At 64.9% G+C, this 25,276-nt stretch carries 18 protein-coding genes; 11 read left to right on the plus strand and 7 right to left on the minus strand.

Annotated elements, in window-relative coordinates:
• Nucleotides 1-123 precede the first annotated feature (123 nt).
• Nucleotides 124-1,086 (plus strand): PhoH family protein, encoded by a 963-nt coding sequence (locus OJB03_RS08165; RefSeq protein ID WP_263786424.1) that lies wholly within the window; start codon nucleotides 124-126, stop codon nucleotides 1,084-1,086.
• An 86-nt stretch (nucleotides 1,087-1,172) separates the two neighbouring features.
• On the opposite strand, the gene OJB03_RS08170 is transcribed toward OJB03_RS08165, so the two are convergent.
• From OJB03_RS08170 to panC, 3 genes are all read right to left on the minus strand, one after another.
• Entirely contained in the window at nucleotides 1,173-2,027 is an 855-nt protein-coding gene (locus tag OJB03_RS08170) for a 3-hydroxyacyl-CoA dehydrogenase family protein (protein WP_263786425.1), read from the minus strand.
• A gap of 281 nt (nucleotides 2,028-2,308) precedes the next feature.
• Nucleotides 2,309-2,749 (minus strand): aspartate 1-decarboxylase, encoded by a 441-nt coding sequence (gene panD, locus OJB03_RS08175; RefSeq protein WP_263786426.1) that lies wholly within the window; start codon nucleotides 2,747-2,749, stop codon nucleotides 2,309-2,311.
• A 40-nt stretch (nucleotides 2,750-2,789) separates the two neighbouring features.
• Entirely contained in the window at nucleotides 2,790-3,677 is an 888-nt protein-coding gene (panC, locus tag OJB03_RS08180) for a pantoate--beta-alanine ligase (protein WP_263786427.1), read from the minus strand.
• A 188-nt stretch (nucleotides 3,678-3,865) separates the two neighbouring features.
• On the opposite strand from panC, the gene OJB03_RS08185 reads away from it, so the two are divergent.
• The 4 genes from OJB03_RS08185 to OJB03_RS08200 all read left to right on the plus strand — a co-directional run bounded on the left by OJB03_RS08185 (nucleotide 3,866) and on the right by OJB03_RS08200 (nucleotide 10,619).
• Nucleotides 3,866-4,630 carry a DUF5995 family protein gene (locus OJB03_RS08185; protein ID WP_263786428.1) on the plus strand — a complete coding sequence of 255 codons (765 nt, stop codon included), beginning with the start codon at nucleotides 3,866-3,868 and terminating at the stop codon, nucleotides 4,628-4,630.
• Between the two features lie 758 nt (nucleotides 4,631-5,388).
• Nucleotides 5,389-7,683, plus strand: coding sequence for a peptidase domain-containing ABC transporter (locus OJB03_RS08190; RefSeq protein ID WP_263786429.1), 2,295 nt, complete (start codon nucleotides 5,389-5,391; stop codon nucleotides 7,681-7,683).
• 94 nt (nucleotides 7,684-7,777) lie between these two features.
• Nucleotides 7,778-9,073 carry an HlyD family secretion protein gene (locus tag OJB03_RS08195; protein WP_263786430.1) on the plus strand — a complete coding sequence of 432 codons (1,296 nt, stop codon included), beginning with the start codon at nucleotides 7,778-7,780 and terminating at the stop codon, nucleotides 9,071-9,073.
• Between the two features lie 52 nt (nucleotides 9,074-9,125).
• Nucleotides 9,126-10,619, plus strand: coding sequence for a TolC family protein (locus tag OJB03_RS08200; protein WP_263786431.1), 1,494 nt, complete (start codon nucleotides 9,126-9,128; stop codon nucleotides 10,617-10,619).
• Between the two features lie 370 nt (nucleotides 10,620-10,989).
• Here OJB03_RS08200 and OJB03_RS08205 read toward each other — a convergent pair whose 3' ends face one another.
• Both OJB03_RS08205 and OJB03_RS08210 read right to left on the minus strand, forming a co-directional pair.
• A complete protein-coding gene (locus tag OJB03_RS08205) occupies nucleotides 10,990-11,370 on the minus strand; it encodes a hypothetical protein (protein WP_263786432.1) in 381 nt (126 codons plus the stop codon).
• Nucleotides 11,371-12,199: 829 nt separating this feature from the next.
• Complete coding sequence (locus OJB03_RS08210) at nucleotides 12,200-12,544, minus strand: hypothetical protein (RefSeq protein ID WP_263786433.1); 345 nt, start codon at nucleotides 12,542-12,544, stop codon at nucleotides 12,200-12,202.
• Between the two features lie 160 nt (nucleotides 12,545-12,704).
• On the opposite strand from OJB03_RS08210, the gene OJB03_RS08215 reads away from it, so the two are divergent.
• The 6 genes from OJB03_RS08215 (at nucleotide 12,705) to OJB03_RS08240 (ending at nucleotide 22,748) form a co-directional block, all read left to right on the plus strand.
• The gene (locus tag OJB03_RS08215; protein WP_263786434.1) at nucleotides 12,705-13,508 is read left to right on the plus strand and encodes a cytidine deaminase; all 804 of its coding nucleotides are present in this window, start codon (nucleotides 12,705-12,707) and stop codon (nucleotides 13,506-13,508) included.
• A 218-nt stretch (nucleotides 13,509-13,726) separates the two neighbouring features.
• Nucleotides 13,727-14,680: a calcium/sodium antiporter gene (locus tag OJB03_RS08220; protein WP_263786435.1), complete on the plus strand. Its 954-nt coding sequence runs from the start codon at nucleotides 13,727-13,729 to the stop codon at nucleotides 14,678-14,680.
• A complete protein-coding gene (locus tag OJB03_RS08225; protein ID WP_263786436.1) occupies nucleotides 14,673-16,337 on the plus strand; it encodes a S8 family serine peptidase in 1,665 nt (554 codons plus the stop codon). Before OJB03_RS08220 ends, OJB03_RS08225 begins: the two co-directional genes overlap by 8 nt.
• A 13-nt stretch (nucleotides 16,338-16,350) precedes the next feature.
• Nucleotides 16,351-18,510, plus strand: a complete 2,160-nt coding sequence (locus OJB03_RS08230; RefSeq protein WP_263786437.1) for a vWA domain-containing protein — start codon at nucleotides 16,351-16,353, stop codon at nucleotides 18,508-18,510.
• Nucleotides 18,511-18,623: 113 nt separating this feature from the next.
• Nucleotides 18,624-19,919, plus strand: coding sequence for a M20 family metallopeptidase (locus OJB03_RS08235; RefSeq protein ID WP_263786438.1), 1,296 nt, complete (start codon nucleotides 18,624-18,626; stop codon nucleotides 19,917-19,919).
• 303 nt (nucleotides 19,920-20,222) lie between these two features.
• Entirely contained in the window at nucleotides 20,223-22,748 is a 2,526-nt protein-coding gene (locus OJB03_RS08240) for a lamin tail domain-containing protein (protein ID WP_263786439.1), read from the plus strand.
• Between the two features lie 33 nt (nucleotides 22,749-22,781).
• On the opposite strand, the gene OJB03_RS08245 is transcribed toward OJB03_RS08240, so the two are convergent.
• A complete protein-coding gene (locus OJB03_RS08245) occupies nucleotides 22,782-23,897 on the minus strand; it encodes a type III polyketide synthase (RefSeq protein ID WP_263786440.1) in 1,116 nt (371 codons plus the stop codon).
• A gap of 167 nt (nucleotides 23,898-24,064) precedes the next feature.
• Nucleotides 24,065-25,240: a DNA double-strand break repair nuclease NurA gene (locus tag OJB03_RS08250; protein WP_263786441.1), complete on the minus strand. Its 1,176-nt coding sequence runs from the start codon at nucleotides 25,238-25,240 to the stop codon at nucleotides 24,065-24,067.
• Nucleotides 25,241-25,276: the final 36 nt, after the last annotated feature.

Genomic DNA, 25,276 nt, shown 5'->3' on the forward strand with positions numbered 1-25,276 from the left:
CAACTACGCGTCTCGGTCATGTGTAGCTCGTGACCTCCAATTTCCCCTCGGCACGATTGCGGTCGCCCCCCGTAAACCCCGTAAATCCACTCGCACTCTGCGCTCATCACCCCCCTGACCCCGTTGCCCGAAAAACAACTGAGCATTGACGGTGCCGATCCACTCCTGCTGTTCGGCTTCAACGACATTCACCTCCGAAAGATCGAGGACGCGTTCCCGGAGACCCAGATCACGGCTCGGGGCTCGGAGATTCACCTTGAGGGCGAGCCGGAGGCGCTGGAAAAGGTCGAGCGGGTCTTCAGCGAGATGATGACGCTCCTCGAGCGCAACGAGCACCTCACCGAAGAGGATGTCGACACGGTCCTGTCTCTGTTCGATACGGACGGCGCGACCGCCTCAGCCCCGACGGCAGACCCCGGCCAGCGCGACCTGATCCTCACCACTCCCGACGGTGAGATCATTAAGCCCCGCTCCGCCAACCAGGAGCGCCTCGTCCAGTCGGCCGCGACCAACGACGTGGTGTTCGCCATCGGGCCCGCCGGTACCGGGAAGACGTACCTGGCCGTGGCACTGGCCGTTGCCGCCCTCAACAACCACGAGGTGGACAAGATCGTCCTCTCCCGCCCCGCCGTGGAGGCCGGGGAAGAGCTCGGGTTTCTGCCGGGCGACTTCTACGAGAAGGTGGCGCCGTACCTCCGCCCTCTCTACGATGCCCTCGGGGAGATGATGCCCCGCGACGAGCTGGCCGAGTCGCTAGAGCAGGACCGTGTGGAGGTGGTCCCCCTGGCCTACATGCGAGGCCGGACGCTGAAGTCCTCGTTCGTCATCCTCGACGAGGCGCAGAACGCCACCACGAGTCAGATGAAGATGTTTCTGACCCGGCTTGGGCCCCACAGCCGGGCCGTCGTAACGGGTGACATCACGCAGACCGACCTTCAAGACCGGAACGCAAGTGGCCTCATCCAGGTGCAGCACATCCTCAAGGGCGTTGACGGGATCGAGTTTGTCTACCTGGAGCGCGAGGACGTGGAGCGGCACCGCCTGGTGCGTGACATCATCGCCGCCTACAAGGAGCACAATGAATAACCCGGGGACGGACGCGAGCAGAGGGAGGCGCAGCGTACGGGCCAGGCCCCTCGTTCGGACCGCCCCCGCATCGTGGCAACGAGCCGTCAGTCGTATTCGAAGAACCCCTCCCCCGTCTTTCGGCCTAGTTGACCGGCCGTCACTTTGCGACGGAGGAGCGGACACGGGCGGTACTTGTCGTCCCCAAGCTCTTCGTGGAGCACCTCCAGGATGTTCAGGCACACGTCCAGCCCAATGAAGTCCGCCAGCGTGAGTGGGCCCATCGGGTGATTCATCCCCAGCTCCATCACCGTGTCGATGTCTTCGGGGTCGGCCACCCCCTCCATGACGCAGAAGACCGCCTCGTTGATCATGGGCATGAGGATGCGGTTCGACACGAAGCCCGGATAGTCTTCCACCTCCACTGGGTTTTTGTCGAGGTCTTCCGCGACGCCGGCCACTGTCTCGAACGTGGCGTCACTCGTGCGCTGTCCCCGCACCACCTCGACGAGTGTCATCACCGGCACAGGGTTGAAGAAATGCATCCCGGTGACCTGGTCGGGCCGGTCGGTCTGATCGGCAATCCAGGTGATCGAGATGGACGACGTGTTGGAGGCAAGGATCGCGTCGGTGGGCGCATGCTCGTCGAGTGTGCCAAAGACGTCCGACTTAATCTCCTGCGCCTCCGGCACGGCCTCGACGACCAGATCGGCGGACGCTACGCCCTTGGACGTGTCGGGCGTAAACGAGAGACGGTCAAGGGCCGCGGCCTTGTCCTCCGGTGTAATCGCGTCGTTCTCGACCTGGCGCGACAGGTTTCCCTCAATCGTCGATCGGGCGTCCTCGAGAAGGGATTCATCGAGGTCAATGAGGGTCGCGTCGTAGCCGTGACGGGCGAAGACATGGGCGATGCCGTTGCCCATGGTGCCGGCCCCCACGACCGCGGTGGTATGCACGGACATGCTGAGGCGAAGAGTTTGTGAGTGTGTCAGTACGCGACGATAACCTAGGCCTGCGGCTCCACTGTGTCGAGCCCGTTGGGACGAATTTCAGGTAGGAATCGGCCCCGGGGCCACCTCACCTTTCGGGGTTCTCCACAAAATGAGCACAAAGCTTCAATTGCAATAACGGATATCACCGCCACCCGTATCCAGATGCAATCTCTGGGGCACTTCCGCCGAGAACTGCGAAGCACTGGAGGTGCGTGATCCCGCCCCACGCAACAGAACCCAGGAATAATCCCCTACGACTGCGGCCCGTCGGCGATGAGGACATCCTCCATGCCGTCCGGCGCGAGGCCTCCGTCCGTCTCTTTCGCGACGTCGAGGGTTCGCGTTTTCGTCACGTCGTTATTCTCATCGACGTGAACCACGCGTGGATGATGCTCGCGGGCCTCGGAGGGGGTGAGCTTGGCGTACGCGATTACAATCACTTCGTCGCCCAGGGCTGCGAGCCGGGCCGCTGGGCCGTTCAGGCACACCGTGCGCTCGCCCGTCTCCCCCGGAATTGTGTAGGTCTCGAGCCGGCTTCCATTGTTTACATTGACCACCTGTACCTTCTCGTAGGGCAGCATGCCGGCGGCGTCCAACAGCTCTTCATCGATGGTAATCGACCCCTCGTAGTACAGGTCGGCCTCGGTGACGTGAAGCCGGTGGAGCTTTGCCCTGAGCATCGAAAGGTCCATGGGGGAAGAGGAATTGCACAAGAAGCACGGCGCCCGGGCCCTACGCCTGGGCCGGCGGCACCTGCACGAAGGTGTTGTCGATAAGGCGCGTCTCGCCAAAGAAAACTGCCACGGCGGCCAGTACCTCCTGCCCGGGCACGAGGTGATCGACGGGCTGGAGGGTGTGGGCGTCCACGACCTCCGCGTACTGCACGTCCGCGTCGGGCGCCGCTGCGAGCTTATTTTCCATCGCTCCAACAACACCTTCCGCCGCCTGTTCCCCCCCTTCGACCGCCTCTTCGGCGGCGGTTACGGCCTCGTACAGCACCGTCGCCTGGTTCCGCTCCTCGGGATTGAGGTACTCGTTCCGGGACGACTGCGCGAGGCCGTCGGGCTCCCGCACGGTCGGCACGCCCACAATCTCGATGTCGAGGAGCAGGTCTTCCACGAGGCGCCGGAGGATGACGTACTGCTGCGCGTCCTTGCGGCCAAAGACCGCCATGTCGGGCTTACAGGCGTGGAAGAGCTTGGTTACGACGGTGGTCACCCCACGAAAATGCCCTTCCCGATACGCCCCGCAAAGGTGCTCGTCGAGCCGATCCACGTCGACCCACGCAAGGGGGCCAGGCAGGGCCTCGTCGTCGGCGTAGGGGTACATCTCTTCGACCGACGGGGCGAACATCGCGTCCACGTCGAGCGCCTCCAGCGTTTCCCGGTCGCCCTCCAGGTCGCGCGGATAGTCGTCGTAGTCTTCACCCGGTCCAAATTGGGTAGGATTGACGAAGACGGAGACGGTCACGTGATCGGCCTCTGTCAGGGCCCGGCGCACGAGGGCCAGGTGTCCCTCGTGCAGGGCCCCCAGGGTCGGCACGAGGGCGAGGGTTTGTCCCTCGACCCGGGCCGCGTCGGCCTGAGCCTGCATGGCGTCAACGCTACGAAGCAGTTCCATTGGCGGGCGCGTCGGGTTGGTGCACGAGACTGCAAACAGATGCCGCACGGAGCTACGGGGCCACGTCCATCTAGTTCGTGCCCTCGGGTCTGACGGCCCCCACCGCCCCCGGTGGCCCGGAGCAGTGTCCCCAACGATCGGTACCCCTTCGCACACCGCATTACACCAGACGATACGTTTCACGTCTCATGGCCCAGTCCATCGACGCCGTTCTCGAGGAGCTTGACCAGATCCTGGCCGAGGCCCGTCGGCAGCGGAGTCGTCTCGGCTACTTTGCGGCCCTCTACCGAGACGTCACGGCCCGCGTGCAGGACGCCATTGAGGCGGGGAATTTTGACGACGGGACCCGGATGGAGCGCCTGGATGTCCGTTTTGCACGCCACTACCTCGATGCCTTAGAGGCGCACAATTCAGGAGGCGACCCGCCCCGAGCATGGACCCACACGTTCGAGGCCGCATCTCGGTGGCGCCCCCTCGTGCTTCATCACCTCCTGCTCGGCATGAACGCACACATTAATCTTGATCTCGGCATCGCCGCCGTGGAAGTGACCACCGAAGAGACCCTCCCCGACTTGAAGGGCGACTTCGACCGGATTAACCGAATCCTGGGGGACATGATCGAAACGACCCAGACCCGAATCGCAGACGTCTCGCCGTGGATCGGCGTTCTCGATCGGCTTGGGGGGCGAGCCGACGAGGTGATTAGCAACTTTTGCCTCGTTCAGGCACGGAACGACGCGTGGGACTTCGCTGCGAGCCTAGCGGCGCTTGACGCCGAGGCGCAGGCCCGTGCGATCGAGACCAAGGATGAGGAGACGGCCCGGCGTACGGCAGACATTCTCCGACCGGGCGGCCCATGGATTGTCCCGGCCCTCCTATGGGTTCGACTGTGGGAGACGGCTTCCGTCCCAACGATCCTGTCAACCCTCTCGCGCACGAGCCCGGCGGTGTGATGCTGAGAACCCCACACGAGAGTCAAACATGGAGGCCAGGCGAAAGCCGTCCGCGGCGATGCGGAGCCAGGAGCGCGCTTCCTAGAAAGCAAAAGCCGGTACCGGGGGTGGGACTCGAACCCACACGGGCCACAAGGCCCAACGGATTTTCGTACCACTCCAATTTTCATTGGTGGGTGCGTGGTCTGGACTTTCTCTTCACCGTGTCCGGCCGGACGTAGGTGCTGCCCGTCAAGTCTCTGCACCTTCCCGCGGTCGGGCTTGGCTCAGGATTACCAGTCGAAAGGCTTCCCTGACTTTGAGCAGGTCTACATGGGGCGTTTCCACCCCAGCACTCATTCAATAAGTCCGTTGCGTCTACCAATTCCGCCACCCCGGCGATTTGGAGCTTCTAGTATAAGCACTCGCCGGGATGTGGTTCGCCGACACCGGCACCTCCCACCTGCGGCTTCCGCCCAATGCATTCAGCCCCCCGGTTGTGAACCCGTCGGCCTCGATACGGCAGACGCTTCAGGATCCGCGTCCGGAGAAAACTCGAGTTCGGGGGTGGGCGTACTAACTTATTGAATCCAGTACTCAGGAATTCTGCAACGCGCATTGGACAGGCGCTCTGCTGAACCCCGCTCCTTACGATACCGTCACGTTCCGTCGATCACAACGTTGCTCCAGATCAATTTGGCGCGTCGCCAATAGTGTGACTGTTATACTGACCAGTTTCTCTTAGCGGGTCTTCTGCCCCACCCTCACAGCCCGAGCCGATGCCGAAACGCGGTGATGGAGCCCTCAGTGACCAATCGACGACAGCCTCTCAGACCGGGGCGTCCTCTCCAGACCGATCGTTAGACGAGCAGGCTGTCGAGGCGTTTGAGATCGTCCAGCGGCGTGTTGACCGGGACGTGAGCCCCGAGCGCCTTCGCGGATTCTTGCAGGTGAAGACGGTTACCCCGGATACCATCCTCGGTCTCCTGGCCGACTATGGGCGCGCCCGTGGCCTGGTCATGAAGCCCCGGGCCCTTTCCCCCTCCGATGTGCTCAAGGCGGCGGCCCCCGGCGATTTGGTGCTCATGCCGGATCGGAATCTCGGGGTGGTGGAGGAGACCCGCACCAGCGTCCTCTCCGTACGCAGCTTTGGGCGGGATGAGGTGCAACGTGTAGGCCCGGACGCTTTGACAGGACCCGACGGGGCGGTGTCTCTTCTCCACATCGAGGGGGAGACGCCTCATTTTCTCAACAGCGAACGGCGGTCCTCGTCGGGTTCGGACGTCCGCTCCGCAGAATACATCCACGACCCGCACGACCACCGTGAGAACATCCAGGAGACCTTCGCCAGTCTCCTCAGCCTGCTGGGCGACGAGGACAAGGACCTCGTCACGGTAGCGGTCTACGCCGCCATGGTGGCGATCTTCTCGCTCACGGTTCCTCTTGCGTCGCAGGGCATCATCGACTCGGTGTCGCTGGGCACGTTCACCAATCAGATCGTGGTGCTTTGCTTCGCGATCACCGTGGGGCTGTTGCTCTACGGGGGCTTCGACATTCTGAAGTACTACACGGTGGACATGCTTCAGCGTCGCCTCTTTGCCTCCACGTCCATGGAGATGGCCTACCGACTGCCCCTCATGAAACGGTCGGAGCTAGAGGGGGAGTACGGACCGGCCCTGGTCAACCGGTTCTTCGACGTGGTCTCGATGCAGAAGAGCCTGTCGAAGATTCTTCTGGACGGGATGGTGTACGCACTCATCGCGCTGGTGAGCCTCATCCTGCTCACGGTGTACAGCTCCTTTTTCCTGATTGTGGGCCTGATGGCCGTCTTATTTACCCCGGTACTCATTTGGGGGCTGGGCCGAAGGGGCCTGCGAACAAGCATCGAACAGTCGAGCTTCAAGTACGCCACGGCCCACTGGTTGGAAGACCTCGCCCGGTGCCAGCAAAGCTTCAAGCTGAACGGGTCCCCGTCATATGTGCACGCCCGCACCGACCGGCTCGCCTCCGACTACGTCCGGGCCCGCGGCAACCACTTCCGAATTTTTGGGCGTCAGCTTGCGGCCGCGGCGGCCTTCCGGGCCATCATCGTGGGTCTCGCCCTCGGGATTGGCGGGTACCTGGTCACGCAGGGCGACATCACGCTTGGCCAGTTCGTTGCGGCGGAGCTTCTGATCGTCTACCTCACCAACAACGGCTTCAGCCTGGTTCAGCTTTTCGCGTCCGGGTATGACCTGCTGACGGCGATCAGCAAGATCCTGCACGTCACCGAAAAGCCCCTGGAGGAGGTCGGCGGCGAGGAGGTACCCCCCGAATCCGGCCCCGCCTCGCTTCGCTTGCGCAACGTCACCGTCGGGTACGAGGACGCCTCGCCGGCACTCAGCGAGGTCTCGTTCGACGTAGCGCCGGGCGAACACCTGTGCATCGTTGGGAACAGTGGGGCCGGAAAGACAACTCTCACGCAGGCCCTCGTGCGAATGCATGATCTCGATCAGGGTCAGATCATGTTCGACGGGCACGACATCGCCCGCCTCGATCCGCAGGCGTACCGGAGCGTCGTGGGCCTGGCCCTGTCCAATGATGAATTGTTCAAGGGCACGGTGGAGGAAAACATCACCATGGGCCGCTCGCTGAGCTACGCGGACGTGGAGCAGGCCCTCCATCTGTCGTGCCTTGAGGATGCCATTCTGGAGCTTCCCGACGGACTGCAGACCCCCATCACGTCTGCGGGCCTCGCACTTCCGCAGGGAATGGTCCGGCGCATTATGATCGCGCGGGCGGTGATCGGGGAGCCTCGGCTGCTGATTCTGGACGAGCCGTTGAACGGCATCGAGGACCCGGTGAAGAAGACCCTGGCCGACCGGCTGTACGATCACGACGCGTGGACCATCGTCTCCGCGGCCGACGACAACCCGACGGCCGTGCGCCGGGCCGATCAGGTTCTTGTGCTGGAGCAGGGAGAGATCGTGTGGCGGGGCGCAGCGGATCAGCTGAGCAACGAGTCCGATGACTTCCTCCGGCGGCACTTTTCCCGCTTCGTTTCGACAATACAGGACGACGGGGTCCCGTCCTGAGCGGCCCGTTTTGCCCCCCCTTCCCATTCCCTGCCCAAACTGGGGCGGAACAACATAATTCATCTCTTCCTTCCGGCCCAAACGCTTGCCCAATATGAGCGCTGACCGTCCCGACTCGGACTCCTCTCCGGATGCACTGCCTCCTGCATGGGAACGGCAATGGCTGCAGCCAACGGCTAAGATGGACGCGCCCACGAACCTGGGGCGCACGAGTGCCCTCGAGGCGGCCCAGTCCCCCGCAATCACGCGCTCGATTCTCGTCGTCTCGGCGTTTTTTCTCGTCGCCCTGGGGGTGGCGCTGACATTCATTCCGTGGCGCCAGACGGTCTCCGGCAGCGGTGAGGTGACGGCGTACGCCCCGGAGGCCCGTCCCCGAACCGTTGAGTCCCGGATCTCGGGCCGCGTCACCGACTGGCACGTCGTCGAGGGGGACGAGGTGGCGGAAGGGGACACCATTGCGGTGTTGGGGGATCTGGGCTCCTCCTACCTAGACGACCAGTTTGCGGACCGGGTGGCCGAACAGCGGACCAACAAACTCAATGGACTGCGCCTGGAGGTGGAGCAGGCCCGCCAGAAACTTGCCCAGGCCCGCCAGAAACGACGGTCCGCCGAGGCAAAGGTTGAAAACGCCGCCCTGGGCATATCGACGGCCCGCACCCGGCTCGCCCGCATCGAGGACCTGCAGAGCGACGGCATCTCGTCCGTCCGGGACCTGGAGACCGCCCGGCTCAAATTTCGGAAGGCACGGACCGACTCGGTCGCCGCCGCGGCGGACCTGGCCGCGGCACGCCGGGCCGTTGAGTCGGCTCGCCTCAACGTGGACCGGAAGGAGCAGAAGCTGGGGGCTCAGCAGGCTGCGCTCAGCCGCAAGGTTGACAATGCCCGGGAGCGCGCGTCCAACGCCGTGGTCCGTGCGCCCATCGGCGGAACAGTGTCCAGCATCAACCGCGTGGGGCCGGGCCAGACGGTCAAGAAAGGGACCTCCCTCGCAACGGTCGCCCCCGAGACGGACGACCGGGCCGCGGAGCTCTTTGTGAGCAGCATCGGCGCCTCCCTCGTCGAGCCGGGCCGGCAGGTCCAACTGCAATTCTCCGGGTTCCCTGCCCTCCAGTTTTCGGGGCTGCCCGACGTCTCCACCGGTACCTTCAGGGGAACCGTCCGCTTCATCGATCCCATCGGAGATGGGTCCGGCCGCTTCCGGATGCTGGTCGTCCCGGACACGACCACAGACGACTCCAGCTGGCCCAGTCCTGAATACCTCCGTCAGGGCGCGCCGGCAAAGGGGGCCGTACTGCTGTCCAACGTGTCGCTCGGGTACGAAATCTGGCGCCGCATGAACGGCCTCCCCCCGCAGCTCTCCACGCAACAAGGGGCGGCCTCGGCGAAGTAGACCGCCGGAAGCACCCCGACTGCCTCGCACATCCCAACTCCCCCCAACCCGGATGACCGTTCGCGCTCTGGTCCTCATTCTCGCGTTCGCCCCGATTGGGGCGGTGGCTCAGGACCCCGGCATGCCGGCACGAGGCAACGACACGAACGCCGCCCTCCCCTGCGCGTCGGCGGACGACTGCCCGGTGCTCACCCTGGATGACGTGCGTCGCCGAGTGCTGGCGACCAGTCCGGCCGCCCGGGCCAATCGGTTGGCAGACGACCGGGCGGCGGCGCGAATCTTGGACGCCCGGGGCGGTTTCGAACCGTCGCTCGTGTCCGGCTACGAGTACAAGACGCAGGACGGGAAGGACAAACTGAACGTGCTACGAAGCGGGGTCAACTGGCCCCTGAACCTGCCAGCGAGCCCAACCCTCAAGTTCGACTATCGCCGGGGGCTCGGCTCCAGCATCGATCCGTCGGTGAAAACCTCCCGGGTGGGCGAGACGCGCTTTGGCCTCTCGTTCGCTCCGCTCGGGGGATTTCGGACCGACAAGTCTCGGGCCGCACTCGACAAGGCCCGGCTGGCCCCCCGACGGGCCGACGCCCTGCAGGCCAGAAAGCGAAACCTGTTGCTGTTGAAGGCCTCTCGGGCCTTCTGGGACTGGGTGAAGGCCCGCCAGACCCTGGAGGTGAGCCGCGGGCTGCTTCAGCTGGCCGAGCGGCGCCAGACCCTGGTCACAAAAGAAGCACGGGCCGGCGAAATTCCGGCGGTTGACAGCATCGACGCGGCCCGGACGACCGCCAGCCGCCAGGCAACGCTGGAGAAGGCGCGACGGACTGCGCGCGAGAAGCGCATCAAGCTCGCCACGTTTCTGTGGGACGAAGACGGCTCCCCGGCGTCGTTCCGGTACGCGCCCCCGGACTTGGACATGCCCGCCCCCGTCGACACCACCCAGCAGTCGGATGCCGTGGAGAGGGCCCTTACGCGCCGCCCCATGTTGCGGGTGATGGACCTCAAGCGCCAAAAGACCGAAATCGAGCAGCGACTGGCCCAGGAGCAGCTCCGTCCCAAGGTCAAACTTGAGGCCCAGGCCGTATCGTACACGGACAGCCCGTTGAACATTTCGGATGTCAAGGTAGGCTTCGAGGTGGACCAGCCGTTCTTTTTCCGGGGCCGACGCAGCGACGTGCAGGAAACCGAAATTGCGCTGCGCGACCTTGAACTGAAGCGGGATGCCGCCAGGCGGACAGTGCGGGCGGATGTGGAGTCGGCCCTCGCCGCTCTGACGCAGTCTCACCGCCGGGCTCGGTCGGCGCAGCGCAACGAGCAGCTCGCCGAGCAGCTCCGACGAGCAGAGCAGCGCCGCTTCGAGCAAGGACAGGGCACCCTATTTGTGCTCAACAAGCGGGAGCAGTCCCTGGCGAAGGCACGGAAGCAGTTCATCGCCGCCAAGATTAGCACCCTGAAGGCCCGCGCGACCTACCAGTGGGCCACCGGCACCATCGGAGACCCGTACGTTGACAGTGGCCTGCAAAATGAGCAGAAGGACTCCGTGCGAGAATAGCCTCTTCCTGCTCTCCCCCGAAAGGCACATCCCCCGAACGAAGGCTGCTCCACGCAGCCGATACGAAAATCCTCTTCTCATACAGCCAATGTTATGACGCTCGCCTTCATTAGTCTTATAGCCATCACACTTGGAATCGTACTCGTCTTTGGCCTCGGCTTTGGCGCCATGTACGTCCTGTGGACACTGCTTCAGCCCCCCGAGACTCCAGATGACTCCGAGGAGAATTGAGAATACAGGCGGGCCTCTTCTGCCCACGTAGACCCTACTGGAAGACCGCCTTCCGTCCAAAAACCGAAACCACGGGAGCGGCGCAGTTCGGATCCCCGGCCGTATACTATGTAAATACGAGGTCTTCCTGAGCGCTTTTTTAGGTTTCACCGCCGCCATCGTTATCGGTGTCGTCACAGAGGACGGCGGGGTCACGCTGGGTCTCCTCGTAGGTGATGGTCCGACCCTTCGGAAACGTAATGTCCATCGTCTGCTCGTCCACCCGCTCCACCATCCACTCGGTTCCTTGCCGAAATTGGATCTTGTCGTTCTCGTACTGAACGGAGGAGGGATACATCATGCAATTCCCTTCCTCCCCCACACGCCACGTTTCGATCCACTGGTCTTCAATGCGGAGATAGACTGTGTACTTCTCTCCCTCCCGCTGAAAGTCGTGCTTCAGCGTCTGGGCCTCGGCAGTCGGCACCGTAGCAAATGCGAACAGGGCAGCGTAGAGGAGGCACTGGAGAAACCGGGTCACGATACGAAGCTGTGTGTCGGGAGGTGAGGATCGGCGGGGTTCCGTGTCGCGGTTCCGATGCACCAAGACGTGTTCTTGACGAATGCCGTCTCGGAAGATTCTGACAAACTGGATTGGAAGAACGGTTTGTGCCTCTGAAGAACCGCGACTGTAGGCTTTGTGTAGTAGTTAGGAGCACGTCGCGCCAGCAAAATTGCTCCGTCGTATCAACGGCCGAACGTAATAGAATTGGAAGCCCTGGTCTAAATCGGAAATCGCGAAGATCTGAGACATCTCTAGACCCCGATTTGTACCCGAGGATCTGAGTTCACGTACTGTATGGGAATCCCGTAGGGCTCCGTGGCGGAAAACAATCGCGCCTCACTCTCCCTGTTTTCCTCGCCCTTCCTTCTTCTAAGGGGTAGTAAGCTGTCTCGAAGTCAATCGCGTCGACCCATAAGAGAAGAAGCCCCCACGAAGGAGACGATCTGGGGGGCTTTAAGCCTTGCGGAAACGACGCACGACAGGGGACTTGGAATGAAGCTCTGCGGTTTCAGTGATCGGGGCCACAATGCCGTTTCGGACGATTCGCCTCCTTTCATCGTGCTCCCCTCCTCCGATGCGTCAGACGATCTAACCCGTCGCCACGGCCGTGACCATTGTGATGTGCCTTCCCTTAGGCCATCCGCATGGACTTCGGCAAGAGCGCCTCAGACAACACAGACGAAGATCACCAGGTATTGCTACTTTGCCGCGGAGCCCAGATGGAAGAACTCCTGCTTACTGTATACAAAAGGGATCAAGAAGAGAGGACTTCTACGTCCGCGGAAGAAGTAGACCCGAAAAGCAGTCAGTCTTCTTCGGACTGGACGTGAAGCTCGTGCCGCTCCGTATCTACCTCAATGCCGGGGTCGTCGACCGACGCGAGGGCCGATTCCAGGTCCAGATCGGGACGGGGAAGCCCCGCCACCACGAGCGTCCAGAAGTCGGCGTCGTAGCTTCGAGGATCAATGGCCGCGGCGCCGGTCGTGATGTCAACCTGTAGTGCCAACCGGAGGGCCCCGGTCTCGGCGTCTCGGTAGGTCGTCGTAAAAAGATGCTCCTCGCTACGGGTCGTCTCTACCCGGAGGTCGTCTCCCTCCTCGGAGGTCACGAGGCTCTCTCCCACGGCGATCTCAGTCGGTTCGTCGGGCATGCGGCAGCGGGTATTTTGGGGGAGTGTATTGGTTTAAAACGTAAGCACCAGCCGGTTCGACCGAAAGGTCGCCCCGCGCTCGTCTCTGGTCCAAAACGGAACCTCCCCCCGTTTTCATCGATTCCCACCGGTCCAATTTGTCAATTCCGCCCCCCGGCCTATGCCCCTACCTGACTCCGCCCTCGATCCGCTTCGCCGCCGGGCGCGTGAGCTTCTCCCCCGCGCCCACGTGCCATTTTCCGATGCCTCTGCGGCGGCTGTACTCCTTCTGGACGACGGCAACTGGATTCCAGGGGTCCGCCTGGAGAGCGCCTCCTACTCCCTTACCATTCCGGCACTGCTCAATGCCTACACCACGGCCGTCGCCCTCGGTCGCGAAACGTCGATCGCGGCCTTTGTGCTCTCACGCCCCTTTCGCCGAGAAGAAGCCCTCTACGTTGAGGACTTGCCCCAGGGCCCCTTCAAGCCGGCCGCCGATGACGCCTGGATTCGAGGCGCGGGACAAAACAGCACGCTGCCCACTGTGCAGTCTCCAGTCCCCCCAGGCCTCGACGTCTCCATCGACGAGACAGAGGACGGCGTTCAGGCGGTCCGCCACGTGTCGCAGCGGGCCCATGTGCCGTCCTCCGGCTACCCCGTGGGGGCCATTCTTGATACCCAAGAAGGCCCCTTCGTGCCGGGCGTCAACGTAGAGCACCCGGACTGGGCCCGGATCCTCTGTGCCGAGCGGAATGCCCTGGGGACCCTGCAGTCGTACGCGCTTCCGTCGCCGCGTCACCTCTACCTCACGTGCGAGGACGACGCTAACGGCACGCCGTGTGGGGCCTGCCGGCAGCTCCTCGCGGAACTCGCTCCCGAAGCGACGCTTTGGATGGATCGACACGGTGCCCCCCCCGAGCGCTCCAGCGTGTCGGCCCTGCTACCGGGTTCGTTCCAGGGTCGAGCCCTGCTCGGCGCCTCATAAGGCCCTGCAAAGACCCCACCCCGCCCGAATGTCCTCGACACCACGGCAGGCCCGCAACTGAGACGCGCCTGCTCCTCATCGGTCGGGCTGCTGAATGACTCCTTCTCAGCGAACCGCCCCCAACGCCCCGCCGGCCCCGTGCGACCAGCTCCCCCACTGTTCACCGGTCCGTCGGTGGAATCTTCGCTCCGGTCGGCGATTCACGCGAGTAGTTCTGCATGACCCTATACGTTTTTCTCTTCTTCGCCGGCCTGCTGCTGCTTTATCTGGGTGCCGAGGGCCTCATTCAGGGCGCCTCCAGCATTGCCCTCCAGTACGGGATCCGCCCCGTCGTCTTGGGACTGACGGTGGTCGCCCTCGGAACGTCGATGCCGGAGTATCTGGTCAACGTGTTTGCGCTGATATCGGGGGAGTCCCCGCTCGCCATCGGCAACATTATCGGGTCTAACATTAGCAACGTGGCCCTCATCCTTGGGGCGTGTGCCATGGTGCTGCCCCTCGCCGTCGCGCCCGATGTGTTACGACGCGAGTACCCCGTGATGCTCGGCGTGATGGTGCTTTTTTACCTCTGCGCCCTCGACGGCGTCATCGGTGCCAGGGACGGCATTGCGATGGTGATCCTACTCTCCGGGCTCGCCGCCTACGTGTTCTACGACGCCCACCAGACCACAAAGGGCACGGTCCTCGAAAGCATGGAGGGTGAACTCGACTCCGCCGATCCCGAGCTCTCAACCGTGGCCAAGACGGTTTACGTGACTGGCGGCATGGGGGGACTCACGCTCGGGGCGCATCTGATGGTCGAAAACGCCTTAGCGATCTCGGATGTCCTGAACATCGACCACGTTGTGATCGGCCTGACGGTGGTGGCGATTGGCACGAGCCTGCCCGAGTTGGCGGCCTCCATGGTGGGCACCTTGAAGAAGGAGGTCGACATGACCGTGGGCAACGTGATTGGGAGCAATCTCTTAAATGTGTTGTTCGTGGTGGGGACGCTGGCCATCGCCGAGCCCATCACGGTCGATCCAGAGACAATCCGCCTGCACTTTCCCGTCATGCTGGGATTTTGTGCCCTGGTGGTGCCCCTAACCTGGTGGGATCAAAAGATTACTCGGGTGGAAGGGGCATTCATGGTGATTGCCTTTCTGGCGTTCATGGTGTTTCTGTATGTGTGAGTCGCCTGCGTCCGCCCTCGGAGAGGTCTTCCCTTCGGGCCTCCTGTCTGGACTCCCGGTGCGAACGGCCCGGCTCCCTCCCGTTCTGGCCGTCACGATCTGCTTGTGCGCGTTCTGCATCGTGCAGCCGGCCGGGGGGACTCCCGCCGACAGCGCGTCCGCGGAGAAGTACTGGATCCTTCTCACGGACCGGCCCTCCGAGCCCTCTTCTATCAGTGATACGTCTTCGGCCCGTCCGGTCGCGCCGGCGTTTCTGAACCGCCTCCGTGCCCTCAACGTGCGGCCTCTTGTCCGGAGCCGCTGGCTCCACGCCGTCTCCGCTCGGCTCTCGCCCGACACCCGTGCTGCGGTGGCGGCGCTTCCCTTTGTTCGGGAAACACGGCGGGTGGGCTCGCTCCGCCCCCAGGGCTCATTCTCGGAACCGACCGGTCCACCCCCACCCGATTTGGGGGCTGCGGCCGAGCCGTTGTCCCGCATCAACGCCCTCCCCCCGCTGGCCCGCGGCCTGAACGGACACGGCGTAGACGTGGGCTTCCTGGACGCGAGCTACGCCGGCCTTCGCCACCCCGTATTTTCGCACCTGCGCGCCAACGATCGGCTCGGGGGGCTACGGAACGTCACGGCTGGGCAGCAAGGAGGCACCCACGGCGCCAGCGTCGTGTCCGTGGCCGCCGGCTACGATCCCGGCTCGCTCGTGGGGCCGGCCCATGGGGCGACGATTTGGGGAGCGACGACGGAGTTTACCCAGTACGAGCGCAACGTGGAGGAGGACAACTTCGTAGCGGGCCTGGAGTGGCTTACCCGCCGCGGGGCAGACGTGGTAAACGCCTCAATCGGGTACACCCGTTTCGATGAGGGCCAGCGCAGCTACGGGCCCGAGGACCTGGACGGAGACACGGCCCTCACCACGCGAGCAGTCGACCAGGCCGCCCGGCGCGGCGTGACGGTAGTGGTCAGCGCCGGCAACAGCGGCTGCGGCACGCCGGCCAACTGCTGGTACTACGTCAACACGCCCGCCGACGCCGACTCGGCCATCGCGGTGGGCGCCATTGCCCCGGACTCGTCGGTGGCGTCTTTCAGCGCCCGCGGCCCGACCGCGGACGGTCGCCGCAAGCCGGACGTGGTGGTGCAGGGCGAGAAGGTGCCCGCCGCGTGGGAGAACGACCAGTACGCCCAGGTCGGTGGCACCTCCTTCGCCAGCCCCCAGGTGACCGGCATCGTCGCCCAAATGCTGCAGGTGAACCCCGCGCTGGGCCCAATCGAAGTCCGGCGGCTCCTGCGACAGACGGCCTCGCAGGCCCACGCCCCCGACACCACCCGCGGCTGGGGCATCGTGGACGCCGAGGCCGCCGTCCGACACGCCGAGTGGCAGGCACGCCGCACGGCGCCCCGCACCCTTCAGGCATCGACGCCAGACCCCGCTCTAGACGCCCCTTCACTCGTCGTTCCGGTATCTGCTCCGGCCCATACGACGACGATTCGGATCTCCCTCCGTACCGCACTCGGGCAAAGGGTGCGCCGCATCGAACGGGCGGGGCACCCCGGTCCCAACCGGCTTACGATCAACGTGGACGGCCTCCCGTCCGGCCTGTACCGGTACGTGGTAACGACGGACCGGGGCCACCGGGCCGCAGGGCGCGTCACAATTTCAAAGTAACCTCTCCGTCGGTATGGCGTTCTCGTTTGGGTACTCGCCCTGGCTGCTCCTCCTCTGCGTGGCGGTGGCGGGGGGCCTCACGTACTGGACCTACCGGGCGACCGTCCCTTCACTCAGTGCAGGGTGGCGCCTTTTGCTGGGCGGCCTCCGCTTTCTCGCCCTAGCCCTCATCTGCTTCCTGCTGTTTGAGCCCGTCCTGCAACAGTTTCAGTCGACCGAGCGCCCGCCGGTTCTGGCCGTCCTCCTCGACGACAGCCAGAGCATGCAGGTGGTGGCGAACGGGGACACTTCTGCCGCCCGCCCCAGCGCGGCCCGAAGCTCTGTGCGGCCAGTCGTGGACGCTTTTCAGGACGAGGCCATGCCGGGGACGACGCGCTTCTTCCGGATCGGGGACGGGGCGCCGCGGGGCCTCTCCGGATCGGTCCTCGACTCGCTCCGCTTCGACGACGCCCGCACAGACCTCGCGAACGGCCTCCAAGCGGCACCCGAGGAGTTGCGGAGTGAAAATCTGGGCGGCATCGTGCTCGTCTCTGATGGGCAGTACAACACAGGGCAAAATCCCCTGCGCGTGGCCGACCGGTCTCCGGTTCCTGTGCACACCGTCACCGTTGGCGACACCACCCGACAGCGCGATCTGCGCATCCAGAGCGTTACGACGAATGAGCGAGCCTACCTCAATTCGTCGGTGCCCGTCCGCGTTACCCTCAGCGCCACCGAGGGACCCGGCCAGCCGGTTTCCGTCACCCTCGAACAGGCCGGTCGCACGCTCGACCAACGCCAGGTGCGCCTGCCGAGCGGCACCGGAGAGGCGTCGGTGGATCTCACCTTTGAGCCCAAGCAGGCGGGTCGCCGACAGTTGACCGTGCGGGTCCCTCAGCTCTCCGGCGAAGTGACGACCCGCAACAACGCGCAGTCGGTATCGCTGCGGGTTCTGGAAAGCAAACGGCAGGTGCTGGTCCTCGGCGCGGCGCCCTCCCCCAACGTGAGCGCCCTCCGCCGCGTCTACGACCAGACCGCCGACACAGAGGTCACGACCCGCATCCCAACCCCTGAAGGGTCCTTCCTGGAGGGCCCCCTGCCGGACGACCTGTCGTCCTTCGATGTCGTAGTCCTCGCCGGCTTTCCGAGCACCTCCGTGCCCGACGACATAACGCAGCGCGTCGCCACGCTCGTGGACGATGGCACCCCTGCCCTCTTCTTTCTCGACCGCCAGACGGACCTATCCGCCTGGACTGAGCACTTCGACGCGGTATTGCCCGCCCGCCCCGATGCACCAATCTCATCGTTTTCGGAGGCCTCTTTCAGGGTCGTGGAGAGCGCCCGGCAACATCCTGTCTTTCGCATCGAGGACGCCGAAGGGGCGTTGTTTGAGCGGCTCCCGCCCCTTCAGATTCCCACGTCTGCGTGGACGCCCACGCCGGACGCTCAGGTGCTGGGCACCGCCGCCACGACATCCGCTCCCCTTCTGGTTCTTCGTCGCCGCGCGGGCCTGCGTACCGCCGTCCTTCTCGGAAGCGGGGTGTGGCGGTGGGCGCTTCTGCCGTCGGAGCTTCGGGCGGCCGATCCGCTCTGGCCCGGCCTGGCCTCCAACCTGCTTCGGTGGGCCAGCACCGAGGCGGACGATTCGCCGGTGCGCGTCCGCCCCACCGCCTCCACCTTCGGGGGCACCGACGCTGCCTCCTTCACCGGCCGGGTATACGACGAGAGCATGCAGCCGGTGTCGGAGGCCACGGTGGACGTAACGGTCACGGACTCCACCGGCACCGAATACCCCTACACCATGGACCCGGCCGGGCAGGGCCGGTACACACTCGACATCGGGACGCTGCCGGAGGGCACCTACCAGTACGACGCCCAAGCCCGGCTCGGCGAAGCCAATTTGGGGACGGACCAGGGGACATTCTCTGTGGCCCCCCTCCGGATTGAGTACCAGTCGCCTCGCGCCGACGCCGTGCTCATGCGTCAACTGGCCAGCCGGTCGGGCGGAGCGTCCTACACGCCCCAGACGGTCGACCGGTTGCCAGAAAAGCTGTCCGGCCAGGCCTCTTTTTCCAACGAGGTCGTCCAGCAGTCTTCAGAAGCCGAACTGTGGCGCACGTCGCTCTTCCTGATCGCCATTCTCGCCCTGCTGGCCAGCGAGTGGACGCTGCGAAAATTCTTCGGACTCACGTGATGACCCATGGCCGCCGAATCTCTCGGGGGATCGCTTCGTTGGTTCATTCTGGCCACCCCGAATTACCGGGGTGAGCTGATCGTCAGCGTCGCATACGAATCTACCACCTCCGAATGCTCTCCTCCGTCTCGCCCGTTGATCGCTCCCACCTCCCCGACCCCGTCGCCGACGTTGCCGACGAGGCGCAGTCTCTGGCCCAGGTCCTGGTGGGCGTGCGGCGCTACCTGCACCAGCACCCCGAGGTGGGAATGGAGGAGCACAACACATCCCGCTTCATTCGGGAAACGCTTGAGGGGTACGGGCTCGACGTGCATGGCCCGATCGCCGGCACCGGGCTGTATGTCGATATCGAGGGCGAAGCCCCAGGCGGGGCCGTAGGCTACCGGGCCGACATCGACGCCCTGCCCACGCAGGATCAGAAGCAAGTGCCCTACCGCTCACAGACCCCCGGCGTCGCCCACCTCTGCGGGCACGACGCCCACACGGCCATCGCCATCGGGGTTGCCCTGGTGCTCCACAACAACCGTGATCGACTACAGGGGCGGGCCCGCGTCTTTTTTCAGCCCAACGAGGAAGGTCTCCCCAGCGGAGCGCCCCTCATGATCCGAGGGGGGGTCCTGGAAGGGCTCGACGCCGTGTACGCGGTGCACGTCGACCCGACCTTAGAGGTGGGACGCTACGGCCTCATCACCGGTCCCGTGACGGCCTCCTCCGACCGATTCGAGGTCCGGATTCGGCAGGAAGGGACCGGCCATTCGGCCCGTCCCCACGAGGGTGCCGATACCGTATGGATCGCCTCGCAGCTGATGAATCAGTTTTACCAGCTGTCTGGACGCATCACCGACGCCCGCACCCCGAGCGTCCTGACCGTCACCATGCTGGACGGCAGTGAGGCCCACAACGTGATCCCCGAACAGGCCTCTCTCGGAGGCACCCTGCGGACTGTCTCCCGAGACGATCGCGAGACGATCCGTGCCTACATGCACCAGACCGCCGACCGGATGGAGGCGCTCCATAGTGCACATGTGGAGTTGGATTTTGAGGACGGGTCTCCCCCCGTGATCAACGACGAGGACGCCATCGCGAACGTGGAGGACACCATCCGGGAGACGTTCGGGGAGGAGGCGATTCACCAGATCTCAGAGTCGAGCATGGGCGGCGAGGACTTCGCCCACTACCTGAAGCACGTCTCTGGCGGCTTCATTCGGGTTGGCACGGCGTCCGGCCCGGAAACCAGCTATCCCCTGCATCACCACCGGTTCGACCTCGACGAGACGCCCCTCGCCCCCACCTCTCGCCTGATGGCACGGGTGCTTCTGAACCACCTGGACCAGGAGACATCGGGGGACACCTCCACCGGCCCCGATCTGACGTCGACGGACAACGGGACTCCTGAAGTGACCCATTAACCCCCATTCCAGTAGGGCATGCACCTCCGTGGTGTGCCCGTCGGACTACGCTTCACTGGTGGGAGACCCGAAGAGACGTCTCCCCCTTGTATGGGCTCCGTGTTTTGTGTTGACTCCGTATTTGTGTTGACTCCGCATAGGACCGAGCCGAGGGGACCACAGGGTACAGGGCGGTATTTTGCACTGATGCAGTCGGCCTGTTGACGTTCGTTCAGACTTGACCAGAAGTCGCCCTTTTGTTATTTTATATTCAAATGTTTGAACAGACAATTCCTAGTCTCCGGTCTGGATCCCCGTGGATCCATGCGTCTGCTTTCGTGGAGCGTCGTACTTCTTCTCTTAGGGGGCGGGACTGTCTTCTCCCCCCGATCCGTCGCCGCACAGCCGGCGCCCGGAGATGTAGTGATCAACGAGGTTTTATACGCCCCGTCGCCCTCGACCAATGAGTTTGTCGAGTTCTATAACCGGTCTGGAGGCCCCATTGCACTTGAAGAGCTTGCTTTCGCGGACGCCAACCAGTCGTACGAACCGGTAGCGGCGACCGACACGATGCTGAGTGACGGAGCCCATGTCGTCCTGGTGCGGGACCCGGAGGCCTTCACGGCGGCGTTCTCGAGCGCGACGTTCCTGACACCGGACGAGTGGCCAGCGCTCAACAATGGGGGCGATACGGTCTACCTCCGTCACACCCCCTCCAGCACCTCTCTCGACTCGGTGCCGTACGATCCCTCGTGGGGCGGTCGTGACGGCCGGTCCCTGGAACGGATCGATCCGGGTGGGCCGTCCGACACCGATACGAACTTTGCGTCGTCGGACGCTACGTCCGGGGCCACCCCCGGCACCCAGAACAGCGTCTACGCTCCGGACGAGACGCCCCCGTCCCCCGTCCGTGTCGTTCCCTCTCAGACCGGCGACTCGGTAACGGTCGTCTTCTCGGAGCCGGTCGCCTCCACCAGCGTCTCTCCCGAGGCGTTCCGGTTCGACTCGGCCGACGCCCCCTCCATCGTGGCGACCCGGATCGACGACGGCAGCCCGGCACAGGTCCGCTGTGCACTGGCAAACCCCCTCTCCACCGGCGAGTACCGCCTCGTCGCCACTGGCATATCCGACCCACGGGGCAACGTGCAGACCGAAGACACCGTCTCGTTCTCCTACGTCGTCGCCACCCCGCCCACCCTCGGCGACATCGTTGTGTCCGAGATCATGTACGCCCCCTCCCTGGCCTCCAACGAATTCATCGAGGTGTACAACCGGTCGGACAAGGTCCTCGATCTGGGTGCCCTCCACTACGCGGACGACGAGCGAGACTTTGCGCCGGCCGCCCCTCCGCTCACCCCTTTCCACCCCGGCCAGTACGCCGTGCTCGTGCGCGACGAGGAGGCGTTTGAGGAGACATATCCGTCTGTGAAATTCACTGCCCCAGAGGGATGGGATGCCCTCAACAACGGCGGAGATACGGTCATTCTGCGCCACGCTCCGTCCAGTACCCAGATCGATTCAGTGCCGTACGCCCCATCGTGGGGGGGTAGTGGCGGCCGGTCGCTGGAACGGATCGACCCGCGCGGGTCCTCGGACAAAGCATCGAACTTTGCGTCGTCAGCGGCCCCGAATGGAGCGACACCCGGCGCACAGAACAGCCGCTTCGCCCCCGACACCATGCCCCCACAACCCACCTTCGCCGAGCAGGTGGACTCTTTGGGCGCTGCGGTCGTCTTCGGCGAGCCGGTCCGCAGCGCAAGCATTCGCCCGGAGCGCTTTCAGTTTGAGGACGTGACGGTCACGCAAACGCAGGTCCAGGCCGACAGCATCGTGCGCCTGTCCCTCTCGGATCGCCCGACCGCCGAGGCCGTGGTCGTCACCGGCGTGCAGGACCAAGTGGGCAATCGCCTGGATCGGGCCTCCCTGCCGTTCGCCCGGCGTCCCACCCCCGGCACCCTGGTTCTAAACGAGCTCATGTTCGATCCCCTGGCGGACGACTTCGACGACCGGCCCAACCAGGTGGAGTACGTGGAGCTGCGCAACCTCGCCGACCATTCCCTGACGCTCACTGGACTCGCGCTCACCGACCGCCCCACCGAGGACGGGACGGCAGACACGCTCCGGGTCGGGCGGCACCGCGGCCTTGCCCCCGGTGGATTCGCCGTAGTGGCTGCCGCTCCGAGGGACACCGTGCAGCCCCGGTCGTCCCAACTCGCCGCCGCGTTTCCGGACGCGCCGCTGCTCTCAGATTCTGTCACCTTTCTCCCGGTCCAGAGCGCCTCCCTCAGCCTCCGCAACGACGGGGACCGAGTTCGGGTGCACCGCCGCGACACTGCGGTCGTTGCGGACGTAACCTACTCTCCGGACTGGCACGCCGCCGGCCTCGCAGACCCGAAGGGCACCGCGCTCGAGCGGATCAGCCCAACTGCCGAGGCCAGTGCCGCCGACAACTGGACGAGCAGCACGGCGTCCGCAGGAGGCACGCCCGGTGCGCCGAACGACGTGTCGCTGGCCCCGCCCGACGATGCCCCGAACGCCCCGGGCCTTGCCATCCACCCCAGTCCATTCTCCATTGAGCGAGACGGAGCGACGCGCATCCAGTACACCCTGCCCGACCGCCCGAGCCTCGTTCGGGTGCGCATTTATGATGCGCGGGGCCGCCGCGTGCGCACCCTTGAAGAAGCGCGCCTCGCCGGCCGTAGCGGCGAACTGGTCTGGAACGGCCGCGACGACGAGGGCGATCGGGTCCGGATCGGTCCCTACGTGGTGCTGCTCGAGGCCGTACAGGCCGATGGCGGCACCACCACCGAACTCAAAGAGACAGTTGTGATGGCCCGTCCCCTGAACTGATTCGACGCGGATGGCTCTTGCACACAGGCGGGGCTACGCGCGCTCGAAAAGCGCCCCTTCGATCGTGAGACCGGGCCCGAAGGCCATGGCCACGCCCCGCTCCGGAGGGGCCCCGTCGCCCCGCGCCGCCTGCTCAAAGATGCGCTTCAGAACGAACAGAATGGTCGGGGAGCTCATGTTACCGTAGCGCCGAAGCACCTCCAGGCTCGGCTGAACGTCGCTGGGCGTGAGACCGAGCACGTCCTGGGCCCGCTCCACCACGGCCCGTCCTCCGGGATGAACGGCCCAGAAGTCCATCTCGGCGGGCGTCCGGCCGTTGGCCCCGAGGAGGCTCTCGACATAGCCCGGCAGGTGGTCGGCGATCACGTCCGGCACCCGTGAGGAAAGCCCCATCAGGAATCCCGTGTTGCCGATCGCCCAGGTCATGTCCTCCATCGAGTCGTCATCAAGTTGGCTCTGGCCGTCGACATAGGTCATCCGGCCGCGGGCTTCCCGGTCCGACCGCCCTGATAGAACCGTGGCCGCCGCGCCGTCGGAGAAGAGCGAGTTGACGACAACGGTCTCCAGGGTGTCGTCGATTTGGAAGTGAAGCGTGCAGAGCTCCGTGCACACCACCAGCACCCGGGCATCGGGCTCACTTTGACAAAAGCTGTGGGCCACCCGAAGCGCGTTGAACGCCGCGTAGCACCCCATGAAGCCGATGAAGGTTCGCTCCGTGTCGGCTGGCAGGCCGAGCCGCTTGACAAGCTCAACGTCGAGCCCCGGGGCGAAGAAGCCGGTGCAGCTAACGGCCACCACGTGCGTAATCTCGTCCGCCTCCGTGTCAGCCCCGTCGAGGGCCCGGCCGGCTACGTCCTCCGCCAGCGGGATGGCGGCCTCCCGATACTTTTCGTTGCGCTCGCGGGTGGACGGGGCCGGGTCAAGCGACCAGTTCTCCGGAAAGAAGGTGAAGGCCTCCGGATCGTCTTCCCCGTAGTCGGCCACACACGAGTACCGGTAGTCGATGGCCGACTGCCGGTAGAGCGCCGGGAGACGTGCCCGTAGCCGTGCCGGCAGGCGATCGATCTGCTGCATGAACTCGGCCGTCTCCGGCTGCGGCGTGCGCTCGGAGGGGTTGCCGGTAGCAATCGATTCGACGACGGTGTGCATGCAGGACCTGGCGCTTCGAAAAAGAAAGAGAACCCATCTCCGGTTTATCACACGCGCAACTCGGACAGGAGTTGGCAGCGTCCCGCTACAACTGGACCACGTACGGCCCACGGGGGAGCTATGCATTGACCGCCCCACGTCGGCGATAACTCCAACCCGACCCATCTTCAAACGCGGGGCCGCTGCTTCGAACGTCGCTTTCGCGACCCGACTGGCCCCAGCCCAGCCCGTCGCAGACGCCGCTCCACGAGGCGAAAGAATGCCTCACGCTCCGACGCCCGCACCACCGCTTGCTCGTGCGCCTCCGACAACGCGAGTGGATATCCTTCTCCCTTGTGGCACTCCTGGAGGACCGTGGCGTGAACATGCTTCAGGAGCGTCGGCTCCTCGGCGACCCAGCGCGGCACCTCCACGCGCCCGATCTCGCCCCCGTCCGCCCCGGGCACATTCACATAGAAAAAGGAGATGTCCGTCCCGGTCGGGTACTCGCCCTGCACGTGGGAGGCCGACCCAAAGACGGCCGACCGCTCTCCGGGATCAAGCACCATGTTCACAACGTGCCGGTCGAGCACCCCGTCCAGGCGGGGCTCAGGCGGGACGTCTGAGCCAACCGGCGGCGCGGCCTCCAAATCGCCCCCTACGAACCGAAGCAGGTTCACGACCTCGGTGCTCGCCGGCATGCTCACGTAGGACGCCAGGGCGAGGCCCGCGTCCCGGAAGCCCTCAAGGTGCTCCGTGTACCGGGCGATCAGCTCGTCTTCGAGCGCGTCGTGGTCCATGCCCCGAACCATCCACCGGATGAGGGTGCCGTCAGCCAGGGCCACGAGGGGTCGGTCCGCCACACGGGCCGTGGTCGCGGCGTCGAGAAGGGACTCCAGTTCCAGTTCATCGCGGAGCGCCGAGACCAGTTCGGTGGTGATCGTCTCGATGCGCGCGTCAAAGCGGCCGTCCACTCCCTCACGGAACTGCAGGCTCGGAACCGCGTCGAGGTGCGCGTCTTCGGTAGTGCCGTACTGGAACGCGACCTGACTCACATTTAGCAGAAAGAAGGGCGGCTCCACGTGGCGATCCGGATAAATTTGCGAGCCGTCGGTCGCCACCACCGTAATGGGCGACGGGCGCTCCGGGAAAGCGTGCACGGCGGCGGGCGGCTCTCGCATCTGGGCCACGAGACGACGGGGCTGCGCCGTGGACACGGCCTCCCGGACGTCTTGCCAGTGGGTGTGGCAGACCCGAAGCAGGGCCTCAGCCCGATCCCGCTGCTCAGCCCGCCGGCTCCTCCGGTCGGTCTGGTGCTGCGCAAAATCGTCGAGTTGGTCCTGGAGCCGTCGAAGATCAAGCATATCAGCAGGGGATCCAGTGCGGACACTTCGAGATTC

Source organism: Salinibacter grassmerensis (genome assembly GCF_947077765.1).
Lineage (GTDB): Bacteria > Bacteroidota > Rhodothermia > Rhodothermales > Salinibacteraceae > Salinibacter > Salinibacter grassmerensis.